Raw genomic sequence first — 14035 nt, 5'->3', positions numbered from 1 at the left:
TAGCATATTTCTAAGTTAAGCAAAGTAAATATAAAAGTTTAATTAAGAATGTTAAGTATTTATTAAAAATATAGTTAAATATACTTTAAATTTATGAAATTTATTTGTAGTAGAAATTCTAGGGAGAGCTCCCTAGAAAATGTTATTTTAGATCGCTTTTATTTACGATAAATGGCACTGATCTAACGCCAGCTGCAAAGTATTTTTTGCGCAGATTGTCGATCTTTGCGACATCATCTTTGCTAACGCTCTTATCATCTACATTGTAGTCTTCAGCGTAGTATTTTCTTAAAATTTTAACCTTGTCACTGTCGCTCTTAGCAGCTTTTGCATCTTTGTAGATTAGCGAGCTTTTTTGAAGTGATGAGACATCATGCACTGGAGTTAGGACGATCTCAACGTTGCTATCTTTTAGCGTTGTCTCGATCTTTGCTAGCTCAGCTCTGCAGTATGGGCACTCAGGGTCTGAAAACATTATGATAGTTGGCTTTTTAGGGTCGCTACCAAGAACGATGATGTTTGCCTTGTCCTCATCTTTATAAATTTTAGAAATTCCCTTTGCGATGACCTCTTTTTTCACTTCAGCGAGGTATGATTTTTGCTCTTTTAGATCGATCACGTCTGGGAAGATGAAGTCACCTTTTGTAAAAACGATCTCATCTTGTGAGTTGCCATCTTTGCTTAGTTTTACCACGACAGCTTCGATGTCGCCTGCCACTTTGTGACGATCGGCTACCTTTACTTTTACGCTGCTATCAACCATTTGAGAGTAGAAGTCCTCTATTTGCTTATCGCTTGCTGCCATTAGGCTAGTTGCCGCGATGACTGAGGCTAAGATCACTTTTTTCATTTTTATCCTTTTTAAAAATTTGGCGGATTATATTTGCTTTTTGTAAATGAATACTAACTGCGAAAAACTCTATCATTTCCTTGCTTCATTATGTCACTCTCAAGATCGAGCTGCTCGAGGTAGGCGATTACATATTTTCTACTTAAATTTAGCGCATCCTTCGCGTTTGTGACATTTACAAAGCCTTGATTTTTTATGATCTCTCTTAGTTTATCAAGTGCCATTTTTAGTGAATTTCTAGTGATGAAAAGGTTATGCTCCAGCCTTATGACCATGCCCATTGCAGTAAGTTTTTTAAGGGCATTGTCGCCACTAACTCTATCGATCTCTAACTCATCATATATATTATATGGCGCCGTTGGGGCTAGCTTGCCACTTTCTAAAATTTCATAAATTTTCTCTTCAAGCCTAACTTTTAGTTTGCTAAGATCAACGCCTTTTTTGGTATAGACACCGCTATCTTTGGCGATCAAATTTGCACTTTCAAGTTCATCAAGCGCTTTTTGGGCTAAATTTTGGCTAGCCCAAGCAAGTTTTAGGCTGATACTTTGAGCTGAAAAGACAGCGAATTCATTCTTTTCTATCATAAATTTAATGGCTGATTTTATCCGCTCAACCGCGCTTAGATCGTAGATATTTAAAGCCTTTTCATCGACAAAGACGTTTGAGACTTTTTTGGCCACGGCTACAGCTTCTTCGTGATTTAGACCAAATCTTTGGTAAGAAGAGATGATGCCAAAGCCATTTTTGTGAGCTTCTTTTAAGATAGAAAAAGCTTCAACAAAATCATGCTTTAAAAGCGAGGCTAAAAAGAGAATTTTACCAGCCTTTTTTAGTGGCTCAAGCACAGGGTTTAGCACTCTACCACCGCCTATCACGCGCGCATCTGAGATGAGAACAAAGGCCTCGTCAAATTTCAAAAACATATCGCTTTGAAATTTAAAGCTCACAAAGTAGCTATCATCTTTTTGGCTTAGTATTAGCACCTTTGCAGGCACGTTTTTAGCGCCCACGCAAAATGTCACGCTTTGAGAGTGGATGAGATTTTTAGCAGTTACGACCGCATCAACCTCTCTAAATCCCCTAAAAAAGCCCTTTTTGCTAAGTAGCTGACCCTTTTTTAGCTCGCTAAGCTCTATGCCAGTTAGATTAAGCGCCACGCGGCTGCTAACTCCGGCGCTATCAACGAATTTATCGTGGCTTTGCACGCTTCTTACTAGCACCTCTTTGCCAGCGTCGTAGTTAAAAAGCTTCTCGTTTTTACTAACGCTTCCCTCTATAACGGTGCCAGTTACGACATTTCCGATACCTTTTAGGCTAAACACCCTATCGATGTAGTATCTAAAAACGCCCTCCTCATCGCGCTTTTTGGCTCTTAGCGTAAAGAGGTAGTTTCTAAGCTCATCGATGCTCGCCTTATCCTTTATGCTAACGGCGAAAATTTCTAAAATTTGCAGGTTTTTAAATTTAGAAATTTCATCTCTTATCTCTTTTTTTCTTAAATTTATGGTGGCCTCATCCACGAGATCGCACTTTGTAAGCGCTACGATTATAGATTTCACGCCAAGAAGATTTAAAATTTCAAGGTGCTCCAAGCTTTGAGGCATAAGCCCGTCATTTGCCGCCACCACAAACAAGCACGCGTCAAAGCCATACGCGCCACTTATCATCGTTTTTATGAGATTTTCATGCCCTGGCACATCGATAAATGCGATATTCTCATCATTTTTACTTAAATTTGAAAAGCTTAGATCGATCGTTATACCACGCTTTTTCTCCTCCTCAAGATTGTCCCCCTCAAAGCCGTTTAACTCCTTTATAAGCGCGGTTTTTCCGTGGTCGATATGGCCTGCTGTTCCTATTATTAAACTCATTTTTCTTCCGTTTCATTTATTATTTTTATTAGCGTCTCTACGTCATCATCAAGAAGCGATCTAAGATCTAGCATAAATTTGTCATTTTCTATGCGTCCGATCACCTTTTTTTGCCTAAATTTTAGCTCGTTTAAATTTGCGTCACCGCCGCCAAATGCCAAAGCCACGCTTGGGATCTTTTTATTTGGCATCGCCCCACCTCCTACAAAGGTAGAAGTTCGCACTATTTCAAGCGGAGTTTTTAGGCTTTTATTTATAAAATTTGCCAAGTTTTCAAGCTCTTTTACACTTTTGTGAAGCAGTTTTTGCGTTGTGATTAGCTCAAATTCTTTGTTTAGATAGGCTTTCATGCTCTCAGCCAAAAGCGAGATGATCACTTTATCGACGCGAAGCATCCTTAAAAGCTGGTTTTTCCTAAGCTTTGCGATGAGCTCTTTTTTGCCAACGATGATGCCACACTGCACCGCGCCAAGCAGCTTATCACCGCTAAAGCTAACTAGTGAAACATCTTTTAAATTTTTTAGATCTGGCTCATTTTTGTCTAAGTTAAAAGGCAAATTTCCGTAAAATCCACTGCCAAGATCAAAATAATCTATCAAATTTTGCCTGCTTGCTAGCTCGCTAAGCTCATTTGCCGCGGTCTCTTCGCTAAAGCCAACGATGTCAAAATTTGATCTATGAACCTTCACAAGCATCGCCGTATTTTCATTAATTGCCTCTTCGTAGTCTTTTAGCCTAGTCTTGTTTGTAGTGCCGACCTCTTTTAAGATGCATCCTGCGTTTGCCATCACCTCTGGCACCCTAAAACTACCGCCGATCTCGACTAGCTCGCCTCTACTAACGACCACTTCTCTGCCCTTTGCAAAGGTGTTTAACACCAAAAATACAGCGCTTGCGTTATTATTTACAACAATGGCGTCTTCAAAGCCAAAAGCCCTTGCTATTAGCGAGCCAACGTAGTCGTATCTATTGCCGCGGCTGCCTGTTTTTAGGTTGTACTCTAAGTTTGAGTACCCTGTGATAACAGGCGTCGCCCGCTTTAAAATTTCTTTATCGATAACGCTTCTAGCGAGGTTTGTATGTATGGTGACACCGGTTAAATTTAGCACTCTTTGAAGGCTAGCTTCATTAAATTTATAGTACTCATTTAGGATCAAATTTATTATCTCTTCGCTCTCAAAGCTTGCATTTTCATTTAAAATTTTAGCTCTAACTTCATCTAAAATTTGCCTTGCAAGCATAGTGACTAAACTCGTATCAAACCCCAAAAATGCTTCGTTTTTTATGATCTTATCAACTTGTGGGATATTTCTTAAATCGTTCAATTTGCGCTCCTAGTAAGTTAGTTTTACCAAGGCGTGATTTTAACATAAAAATATTATAAATTAAAACTTAGAGCAAAAAGGAGGATATAAATTTCAGAGTCTATTAATCCCATTAATATTAGAATAAGCCCGTTTTTGATAATAGGAGAAACAATGAAAGAATTTGGCTTTTATAACGATTTTGACGATGCTTTGATGCTAAATGAGCAGATAGAGATCAACAACGAAAATGGCGACTATCTAGTCTCAAACTCTCCAAAGCTAAAAGCAAACATCATCGCACCTGAGATAAATTTCTACCTTAAAAATACCACCGCAAGCGTCTTAGAAAAAGCCAAAAACACACTTTTGCTATACGAGGCAAGAGCGAGCGCCTTTGACATGGCAAAGGATGTGGATTACGAAAAAGAGGTCGGCAAAAATGTTGTCATAGTAAGCAACTCAGGCCGCGAGGAGCTAGCAAATTTACTAAAAGAAAATAGCTACAAAGTGATCGAGCTCACGCACTTTGAGGTTAAATTTATATATGGCGCAGCTGGTGAGCTAAGCGTTTTGGTGCTTAGAGCTGATGATGAGTTTGAGGTTGATTGCGACTTTTTCTTAGTTGAAAACGCAAGGGATTATATGCTAAAGCAAAGCGGCTGCTATGAAATTTCAGGGCTAAAAGATGAAAAAGTGCTTGAAATTTTAAACGCAAAAAGCCCAAAATTTAGATACAAAAGCTTTACTCAATACGACTCATCAATCTGCCAGTATCACGAGCGCAGGACTGAAATTTGCGGTCGTTGCGCCGAGGTTTGCCCAACGGTTGCTATCTTAAAAGAGGACGAGACAAAGCACCTTGTCTTTTCAGCGATAGATTGCACAAACTGCGGAAACTGCATCAGCGTCTGCCCTAGCGGCTCACTAGACTCAACGCTCATGCCACAAAGCTCGTTTGCCACTATCGCTAAGCTTTACAAAGATAAGATCGCTCTCATCGTATCTGAAGAGATAAATTTAGAAGAGCTTAACGTGAGTCTACCGCAAAATGTCCTACCTTTTGTCATCCTAGCCCCACATCTGCTAAGCCAAACGCACTTTTTGACGCTTCTTCAAGAAAGTGGCGCGAGTGTGATTTTATATAGCAAGAGCCTTGGCAAGGGCGAAAAGGACGCCATTAGCATCTTAAATCAAATTTATGAGCTTAAATTTAAAGAGCAAGCGATACACCACGCAAAAGACAAGGCTGAGCTTGAAATCGCACTTAAAAAAGCTAAACTAATAGCTGGCTCTCAGCACTCAATTAACGAATATGCGCTACCAAAGAGAGAAATTTTTGCCAAAAGGCTTGAGTTTATCGTGGGTGGTGATGATCTTGGCGTGGTAAAAAGTGGCGAGATGATAAGATATGGCGAGGTTGCGATAAACGCTGAAACTTGCACGCTCTGCCTTAGCTGTGTTGGCGCTTGTAACGTAAGCGCCTTGGTGGCTGATAAGAAGACAAATTCGATTTTATTTAACCCAAGCGTCTGTACCGCCTGTGGCTACTGCGAGCTAAGCTGCGCTGAGAAAAACACTATCTCACTTGAGGTTGGCAAGCTAGCACTTAAGCCTGAGAGCTTCGTTTATAGCGAGCTTGCACATGATGAGCTTTTTGCTTGCGTGGAGTGCGGAAAAGAGTTTGCGACTAAAAAGGCGGTCGAGAAGATCGCAGCGATCATGCAGCCAAGATTTGGTAACGACAGAGCCAAGATCAAGTCACTTTACTGCTGTGCTGACTGCAAGGCAAAGATCATGGTGCAAGCCCAACTAAACGCGATGAGAGAGGATTTATTAAATGGATAAGAACATCACAAAAGCAAGGGCATATTTTTACGAATTTTTAGCTTATCCGCTATTTTTTCACACGAGCGATGAGAAATTTGCAAGGTGGAGAGAGCAGCTAAGCTACCTAGCACAAAATCCTTTGAGCGAGCAGAGCGCAGAGGCATTTGCAAATTTAGAAGAATTTAGCTTTAAAGAGCTTGTAAATGAGCAAAATGAGGTTCTTTTTGGCTTTACAAATATCCCTTTAAGCGCCTCTTTTTATGAAGAGGGCAGAGACAACGGCGCGGCTAGACTTAGGGTGATACACTGCCTAAACCTTAGCCCATATAGGCGTGATAAGGAGCTTTGCAAAGACAGCGAGGACTACGTTGGCTTTATATTTTTAGCGATGGCTACGTTTTTAAATGACGAATTTAACGATGCAAAAAATATCAGCGACAAGCTTTTTGGCGAGACTTTAAATTTATTTGTAGATGAGTTTGGCTCGCTACTTTTAGCTCATAAAAATGCAAATTTCTTCCACTCTTACGCGATCATCTTAAAAGACTTCATCGAGCTTGAAAGAGCTGTTTTAAGCCTAGAGGCACCAGCCAAGCCACAAGGCGATAGCGTCGCCATGATAGCACTTAAAAAAGAGCCATTTCAAAGCAAGATGCCAACAATCAAAACCAAGCTTCACTGGGAGGAATTCTCCCCAGTCATCTCACACGAGTTTAAAGACTAGCTTAAATTTACTCTTAGTCTAGCTAGGAGTAAATTTAACATTCGCTTAATTTTTGCAACTATTCTTGATATTTTTTAACTATCTTAGCCCTTTGGTAGTAAATTTCTTTAAATTTTTACAAAGGATTTACAATGGTAATGACACACTACATGGAGCTTTTATCGCTCGATCAACCCTACAATCTAATCCTCTACATGGTGATACCTGTAGGGCTTACGGAGCTTTTAGTGGCGATGGAGTTTTTTACGATGTATCGCATGGATAGCGGCAAAAATGCTGGCTTTAAGGCCGTTAGCAAATTTGTTGGCATAGTACTTGGGGTCTATTTTACAGCTCTTGTGATCTACTTTTTAGCAAAAATTTATCCAAGTATAAAATGGCGCGGATATGCCGATGTCATCGCTATCTACTCATATCTCATCGGCGTCATCCCACTTCTTGGCATCGCACTTTTAGAGCTAAATTTGATCTACAAAAACGCAAGCGAAAAGGCAAAGCTAAAGCTTCACTTTTGCCTACTCATATTCTTCTTGATCGTCGCACACGTCGCAATGATATTTGGCATGGTTGATCCTACCATAACTGGCTACAAGGCTGAAAACGGTGCGATGGATATGCCAATGAACATGCCAGCAGATATGCCAATGCACGATCACCACAAGATGATGCAAAATATGAGTGATGATAACTCAACTAATATGCACATGCATCACTAAATTTAAAAGCTCCAAATTTACTCTTTAGAGCTAGCTAGCAAGATCTCTCTAGGTCTTGCTTCAAGCTCTTTTACCTGCGTATCTTTGGGATTTATAGCGATCTTTTTAAATTTCTCCAGCCTGCTATCAAGCCCACCTTGTCCGCTCACGCTTTTAACGACCTCGTTGAAGTTATCATTTACCGATCTCACCGAGTTTCCAAGCCTATTTAGCTTCTCAGCGACGGTGCAAAATTTCTCATAAATTTCATTTGCGCTTTTTAAAATTTCCTTCGCCTCTTTGTTGCCATTTTCCATACGCCATAAATTTGCCACCACACGAAGTAGCGGCATGAGCGTCGTGTGCGAGACTAACACCACTTTTTTCTCATAGCCGTAGTTAAACAAATTTGGATCAAATTTCAAAGCCTCCAAAAATGCCGGCTCAACTGGCACAAACATCAGCACAAAATCAGGGCTTTTTACAAGCGACGAGTAGTCTTTTTTAGCTAGCTCGTCGATGTGTTTTTTTATTGAGGCGATATGCTCGCCAAGAGCGATTTTGCTCTGGGCCAGGTCAGCCGCAGCGACAGCTTTTTCATAGGCATGGAGTGAGACTTTGCTGTCTATTATCATCTGTTTGTCGTCTGGGAAATTTATGACAAAGTCAGGTATGAGCTTCTTGCCGCTCACGTCAAAACTCTCTTGCGTAGTGTAGTGCGTGCCTTTTTCTAGCCCCGCAGCCTCTAGTGTGCGCTCAAGCTGCATCTCGCCCCAGTTGCCAAGGACCTTGTTGCTGCCTTTTAGCGCCGTGCTTAGTGAGTTTGCCTCTTTTGACATATTTTTGCCAAGCTCGACCACCTCTTTTAGCTGCGCACTAAGCTCGCCTGCGCTCTTTTGCGAGTCGCTGTGGGCGTCATTTACCCTCTTTTCAAAGCTTGTTATCTTCTCTCCAAGTGGCGTTAGCAAGAGCTCAAGCGACTCTTTGCTGTTTTTTGAGAAATTTGCACTTTTTTCTTCAAATATCTTATTTGCAAGGTTTGCAAACTCTAAATTTAGCTCATTTTTCACCTTTTTTAAATTCTCTTCTTGCGATCTTAGGATGTTTTCTTTGGCCTCGATCTCGCTTTTTAGTGCGACGATAGCGCGTTTTAGCTCGTTTTCACTCTCGTTTGATCTTTTTAGCTCATCCTCTTTTGCGCCAAGCTCGTTTTGCAAATTTAAAGATAGCGTCTTTGCCATCTCAGCCATCTTTGTCTGGCTGCCAAGCTCCTCGTTTAGACGCCTTAGCTCGCGCTCTAGCTCGTCCTCTTTTTCATCTTTTTGCTTGAGTGAAATTTTATACTCGTCTAAATTTTTAGCTAGCTCATTTATCTTGTCACTATTTGCTTCAAGCTTTGCTCTTTGCTCGATATTTAGCCGCTCACTATCTTTTAGCTCATCTTGTAAATTTTCCAAAGCTTCTCTTTGCTTTGTATTTTTCAAATTTGCACTTATCAAAAAAGCTGCCAAGATAACGCAAACAAGCGTAAGAGCTGCTACCAAAATATATAAAATTTCTATCGTTAGCACCGAAATTTCCTTTTAAATTTTGGCTTTATTATATTTGAAAATTTGTAAAAGAGTTGTGAAAAATAGCTTGCAACCAAAAAGGAGAGATAAAATTTAGTGGTTAAATTTAATAAATTTAGGCGAAGTATTTTTCGCTTAGACGAGGCGAAATTCGATTTAGTGTGTTATTAAATTTAAATGCAGCAAGGTCTCTGACGAAGTATCGTGAGATGGATTTTGGGCTTTGCATCCCCAAGGGTCGCAACTGCTAGCAGAGGCGAAGAAATTTTCATCCCAAGACTAAACAGATAGTCTTTCAAGGTATTAAATTTAATAAATTTAGGCAAAGTATTTTTCGCTTAGACAAGGCGGTTTTAAATTTTGTGACGGGAGTTACCGAGTGGGTAATGACCGAGCAAAATTTAAAACCAACGAAGTATAAGTAGAAAAAGACAAGCCTAAAGAGTCTAAAATTTAAACTTCGTATCTCTCTCCTGGCTTCATTTCGATTACCTCCCACGGCAGCCCCTGCTTATTTAGCTCGTCCATGAAAGGTTTTGCGTCGAAATTCTCCATGTTAAAGACGCCTTTGCCACTCCAGATGCCTTTTGCGACCATTAGCGAGCCGATCATCGCTGGCACGCCTGTGGTGTAGCTAACAGCCTGCGCGCCTGTCTCGGCGTAGCAAGCCTCGTGGTCGCAGACGTTGTAGATATAGACTTGGCGCTCTTTGCCATCTTTTAGCCCACGTATCACGCAGCCGATGTTTGTTTTGCCTTTTGTGCGAGGGCCAAGGCTTGCAGGGTCAGGCAAAAGCGTCTTTAAAAACTGGATCGGCACGATTTTCATGCCGTTATGCTCGACCTCGTCGATGCGTAGCATGCCGACGTTTTCTAGGCACTTCATGTGGGTTAGGTAGCTTTGTCCAAAGGTCATGAAAAAGCGGATTCTCTTTAGTCCTTTGATGTTTTTTACCAAGCTTTCTAGCTCCTCGTGATAGAGTAGATAGCTATCTTTGACGCCTACTTTTGGGTAGTCCCACTTAAACATTATCTGCATAGGCTTTGTCTCGATCCACTTGCCAGCCTCCCAGTAGCGGCCATTTGCGCTAACTTCACGTAAATTTATCTCTGGGTTGAAATTTGTCGCAAATGGATATCCGTGATCGCCAGCGTTGCAGTCTAGGATGTCGATCTCGTGGATCTCGTCAAATAAATTTTGCTGTGCATAGGCACAAAATACGTTTGTCACGCCTGGGTCAAAGCCAGAGCCAAGAAGCGCCATGGTGCTAGCATTTTTGAAGTCACTATCCTTTGCCCACTGAAGCTTGTACTCAAATTTTGCGGTGTCTGGGTGCTCGTAGTTTGCGGTGTCGATGTAAGGTATGCCAGCCTTTACGCAAGCATCCATAAGGGTTAGGTCTTGATATGGTAGCGCGACGTTTAGAAGCAGATCAGCCTTTGTTTGCTTGATGAGCTCCACCACGGCCACCGTGTCGTCAGCGTCGATCTGCGCGGTGTTTATCTGCACACCAAGGCGATCTTTTATAAATTTAGCGATCGCGTCGCACTTGCTTTTTGTGCGGCTTGCTAGGGTGATATTTGTAAAAACGTCCGAGTTCATCGCACATTTTACGGTTGCGACTTGGCTAACTCCACCTGCTCCGATGATTAAGATATTTGACATTTTTGGCTCCTTAAAATTTTAGTGATTTTAGCAAAGTTAATATAAATTTCTCGATTTAAAAGGTAAAATAAGCCAAAAATTTAAAGGAAAGATATGAAGAAAATTTTGCCATTTTTAGCGCCGATTTGCCTCTTTGCAAATAGCTGCGACGAGCTGGTGCAAGAGAGCGTAAATGAGTTTTATAAAAGCGATAGAAATTTGGAGAGAGCCATAAATTTAGCTGAGCAAGCGACTGATGTCTGCTTAAAAGAGGGCAACACCGAGCAGGCGATCACTTCGCTCATAAATGGCGCTAGCATTTGCATGGTAAATAAAGAGCCACAAAAGGCGTTAGAGCTCTCACAAAGAGCGTTTGAGCTCGCGGCAAACGTTAGTGACAAACTGCTGCTAGCGCGCTCTTATCAAAACATAGGCGCAGCAAAAAAGGCGCTAGGCAAATACGATGAAGCGCTTGCTAATTTTCAAGAAGCTCAAAAAATTTATGACGTCACGCCAAATACGCCGATGCGCGACGAGCTGCTTTGCATAAAGTCCATCGGTAACGCCTACTACATGAAAAAATGACTTTGCAAATGCCTTCAACAAGCACATTTTAGCGTTAAATTTGCTCGATATCACACCAGAGTTAAGTGGCAACGAGCTTGTGCGATCAGAGCTTTTAATAGAGGTCGCTAACGATCTAGTAAAGCTTGAGCAAAAGGACGAAGCTGCCAAAAACTGCAAAGAAGTACTTGAAATTTTAAAAAGCAAGGAGCAAAACCCTCGTGTGCTTGGTCTTTTGGAACGAGCCAACAAGGGGCTAAAGGAGCTTAACTAAAGTTTTTCTTTAGACTTTTTAGCACAAAATTTGCAAGCTCGAGCCCCTTTGAGCGGTGAGAAATCTTAAGCTTCGTCTCGTTATCTAGCTCGCCAAGCGTCTTGTTAAAGCCATCTGGGATAAAGAGTGCGTCGTAGCCAAAGCCGTTTGTGCCACGCTCATCGTTTATCGCCTCGCCATACATAAAGCCATGCGCCGTGTAGTCTCCAAATTTTGAGCTAATAGCGATACAAGCGGTGTAGTGAGCCAGTGAGCTTTGTAAATTTAGAGCGTTTAGCTTGCTAATTAGCTTTGCTCTATTGTTTGTGTCATTTGCGTTTTTGCCACACACTTTGCCATTTTCATCAAGGTCAAAATAGCGCGCCGAGTAGATCCCTGGCTCGCCACCAAGTGCATCCACGCTGATGCCACTATCATCGCTAAGTGAGACAAACTCGCTATCAAGTCCCTGCTCTTTAAGCTTTGCAAAGACAGCTCTTGACTTTATGAGCGCATTTTGCTGAAAAGTGCTACCATCTTCAACGATCTCAAATGGCTTCACAACCTCGCTTAGTGCGTAAATTTCATAGCCTTTTAAAAACTCTTTTATCTCTTTTACTTTGTCTAAATTTGATGTCGCAAGCACGATTTTCATCGCAAAACTCCTTGATTTTTAGGCGTATTTTACAAAAAAGTAGATTAAATTTTTAAATTTAAATTAGTGTTAAAATGATAAACTTAGTCCTTTTAAAAGTAAGGGAAAATTTATGTTAAAAAGCGTTTTGCCACTATCTTTTATCGTAGCTAGCAGATTTTTTGGACTTTTTATAGTCCTACCGGTGCTTAGCCTTTATGCCCTAAATTTAGAGGGTGCAAATGAATTTTTAGTTGGGCTAATAGTAGGCGTCTATGCGATCTCACAGATGATATTTCAAGTGCCTTTTGGCGCTCTTTCAGATAAGATCGGCCGCAAAAAAGCCCTAACCATCGGGCTTTTGATCTTTGTGGTTGGCTCTATCGTCTGCGCTCTAGCAAGTGAAATTTACACAATGCTTTTTGGTAGGTTTTTACAAGGTGTGGGGGCTGTAGGAGCCGTGGCAACAGCGATGATAAGCGACTTTGTGGCTGAAGAAAATCGCTCAAAAGCTATGGCGATAATGGGCGCTTTTATAGGGCTTAGTTTTACGCTTTCGATGGTGCTTGGACCGCTTCTTGCCAAAGACTACGGGCTTTCAAGCCTCTTTTATCTAAGCGCTGCTCTTAGCTTGCTTTGCGTCGTGCTACTCTACACCGTCGTGCCAAAAGAGATAAAAGTGAGCGCAAAGGCCCAGAAGGTGCCATTTGGCAAACTCTTTTTACAAAAAGACTATATGATCATAAATTTCACCTCTTTTATGCAAAAGATGCTCACAAGCATCGCATTTTTAGTGATCCCTATCGTTTTGGTAAGAGAGTATGGCTATGAGAGCAGCGAACTTTACAAGGTCTATACGCTTGGCGCTGTGCTTGGTTTTTTGGCTATGGGGCTAGCTGGCGCGCTGGGCGATGGCAAGGGGTTTAGCAAGGTCATCTTGATAGCTGGCACGCTGCTTTTTGCCATAACCTACGCTATTTTTGCCCTTAGCTTTACGAAATTTATCTTTGTGGTTGGTATCGCGATATTTTTTATAGGTTTTAACCTTCACGAGCCAATCATGCAATCAACCGCGACCAAATTTGTAAAATCCTCACAAAAAGGCACCGCTCTTGGCATCTTTAACTCATTTGGCTACTTTGGAAGCTTCATTGGGGGCGCTGTTGGCGGATACATCATGCACGCCTTTGACTTTAAAGTGCTTGCCATCGTCTGTGTGGTGCTTTGCGTGATTTGGCTTGTTTTGCTTTTTAGCCTAAATGACCCAAGAATTTTTAAAAATATCTACCTAAGCCCAGAAGCGAGCTTAAATTTAGAGCTTCTAAACAGCCAAAAAGGCGTGGTGGATTATTACAAAAACGAGAAAAATCAAGTGATCAAATTTGACTCTCGCCTAACAAGCGAGGCGGCTTTAAAAGAGAGCTTGAAGTTTTGATCTACGACGTCATCATCGTTGGTGCTGGCGCTAGCGGGCTCTTTTTAGGGGCAAATTTAAAAGGCAAAAGGGTTGCCATTTTAGAAAAAAACAGCAGCACTGGTAAAAAAATCTTAGCAAGCGGTGGCGGCAGATGCAACATCACAAACCGCTTTGTAAGCGCCAAAAACTACCTTGGCGAGCAAAAAATTATAGAGCAAATTTTAAAAGTACTAAACCCTGATCAGATTTTGAAATTTTTTAGTGAGCTTAAATTTAGCGAGCAAAAACAAAATCAATTTTTCTGTGACAGCGGTGCAAAGAGCGTTTTGAGCCTACTTTTAAAAAGGCAAAATGCAGATATTTTTTATAACAAAGAGGTTATCGGCGCTAAAAAAGTAGATGAAATTTTTGAAATTTTGACAAAAGATGAGAAATTTAGAGCTAAAAATTTAGTTATCGCAAGTGGCGGACTAAGCTACAAAGCCCTTGGTGCAAGCGACATTGGCTACAAGATAGCTAGCGAATTTGGCATTGAGCTCTCACCTCTCGCGCCTGCCCTTGTTGGCTTTAGCGTGCAAAAAGATGAGTTTTGGTTTAAAGAGCTTAGCGGCGTTAGTCTAAGCGCGGATGTAGTGATAAATACCAAAAACGAGAGCCGTAAATTTAGTGGTGACC

13 protein-coding genes are annotated in these 14035 nt (G+C 41.2%); 7 read left to right on the top strand and 6 right to left on the bottom strand.

Going from position 1 to position 14035, the window contains the following annotated elements; genetic code table 11:
* Positions 1-142 precede the first annotated feature (142 nt).
* The 3 genes from CYP26_RS06305 to selA are packed head-to-tail and all read right to left on the bottom strand — an operon-like array spanning position 143 to position 4049.
* A complete protein-coding gene (locus CYP26_RS06305; protein WP_103630801.1) occupies positions 143-850 on the bottom strand; it encodes a thioredoxin domain-containing protein in 708 nt (235 codons plus the stop codon).
* 53 nt (positions 851-903) lie between these two features.
* Positions 904-2724, bottom strand: a complete 1821-nt coding sequence (gene selB / locus CYP26_RS06300; protein WP_103630800.1) for a selenocysteine-specific translation elongation factor — start codon at positions 2722-2724, stop codon at positions 904-906.
* Positions 2721-4049, bottom strand: a complete 1329-nt coding sequence (gene selA / locus CYP26_RS06295) for an L-seryl-tRNA(Sec) selenium transferase (protein ID WP_103630799.1) — start codon at positions 4047-4049, stop codon at positions 2721-2723. Before selA ends, selB begins: the two co-directional genes overlap by 4 nt.
* A gap of 153 nt (positions 4050-4202) precedes the next feature.
* On the opposite strand from selA, the gene CYP26_RS06290 reads away from it, so the two are divergent.
* The 3 genes from CYP26_RS06290 (at position 4203) to CYP26_RS06280 (ending at position 7298) form a co-directional block, all read left to right on the top strand.
* Positions 4203-5876: a 4Fe-4S dicluster domain-containing protein gene (locus tag CYP26_RS06290; RefSeq protein ID WP_103630798.1), complete on the top strand. Its 1674-nt coding sequence runs from the start codon at positions 4203-4205 to the stop codon at positions 5874-5876.
* A complete protein-coding gene (locus CYP26_RS06285) occupies positions 5869-6582 on the top strand; it encodes a TorD/DmsD family molecular chaperone (RefSeq protein WP_103630797.1) in 714 nt (237 codons plus the stop codon). Before CYP26_RS06290 ends, CYP26_RS06285 begins: the two co-directional genes overlap by 8 nt.
* A 131-nt stretch (positions 6583-6713) precedes the next feature.
* Positions 6714-7298 carry a DUF6803 family protein gene (locus tag CYP26_RS06280; RefSeq protein WP_103630796.1) on the top strand — a complete coding sequence of 195 codons (585 nt, stop codon included), beginning with the start codon at positions 6714-6716 and terminating at the stop codon, positions 7296-7298.
* 17 nt (positions 7299-7315) lie between these two features.
* On the opposite strand, the gene rmuC is transcribed toward CYP26_RS06280, so the two are convergent.
* Together rmuC and CYP26_RS06270 are read right to left on the bottom strand one after the other, a co-directional pair.
* Entirely contained in the window at positions 7316-8848 is a 1533-nt protein-coding gene (rmuC, locus tag CYP26_RS06275; protein ID WP_103630795.1) for a DNA recombination protein RmuC, read from the bottom strand.
* A gap of 453 nt (positions 8849-9301) precedes the next feature.
* On the bottom strand, positions 9302-10513 hold the full coding sequence (locus CYP26_RS06270; protein WP_103630794.1) for a saccharopine dehydrogenase family protein: 1212 nt from the start codon (positions 10511-10513) through the stop codon (positions 9302-9304).
* Positions 10514-10606: 93 nt separating this feature from the next.
* Between CYP26_RS06270 and CYP26_RS06265 the strand changes: the two genes are divergently transcribed.
* Together CYP26_RS06265 and CYP26_RS10275 are read left to right on the top strand one after the other, a co-directional pair.
* Entirely contained in the window at positions 10607-11077 is a 471-nt protein-coding gene (locus CYP26_RS06265; RefSeq protein ID WP_181000875.1) for a tetratricopeptide repeat protein, read from the top strand.
* Between the two features lie 40 nt (positions 11078-11117).
* On the top strand, positions 11118-11330 hold the full coding sequence (locus CYP26_RS10275; RefSeq protein ID WP_181000874.1) for a hypothetical protein: 213 nt from the start codon (positions 11118-11120) through the stop codon (positions 11328-11330).
* Here the strand turns inward: CYP26_RS10275 and CYP26_RS06260 are convergent.
* Positions 11323-11964, bottom strand: coding sequence for a non-canonical purine NTP pyrophosphatase (locus CYP26_RS06260; RefSeq protein ID WP_103630793.1), 642 nt, complete (start codon positions 11962-11964; stop codon positions 11323-11325). The two genes, CYP26_RS10275 and CYP26_RS06260, sit on opposite strands and share 8 nt — an antisense overlap.
* A gap of 112 nt (positions 11965-12076) precedes the next feature.
* On the opposite strand from CYP26_RS06260, the gene CYP26_RS06255 reads away from it, so the two are divergent.
* Positions 12077-13378, top strand: a complete 1302-nt coding sequence (locus CYP26_RS06255) for an MFS transporter (protein ID WP_103630792.1) — start codon at positions 12077-12079, stop codon at positions 13376-13378.
* Positions 13375-14035: NAD(P)/FAD-dependent oxidoreductase (locus tag CYP26_RS06250; protein ID WP_141090090.1), on the top strand; the 661-nt coding region annotated here is incomplete at its 3' end. The genes CYP26_RS06255 and CYP26_RS06250, both read left to right, overlap by 4 nt.

Source organism: Campylobacter concisus, from assembly GCF_002913225.1.
In the GTDB taxonomy this organism is placed as follows: Bacteria; Campylobacterota; Campylobacteria; order Campylobacterales; family Campylobacteraceae; genus Campylobacter_A; species Campylobacter_A concisus_J.
This window is presented reverse-complemented; position numbering and strand designations above follow the sequence as displayed.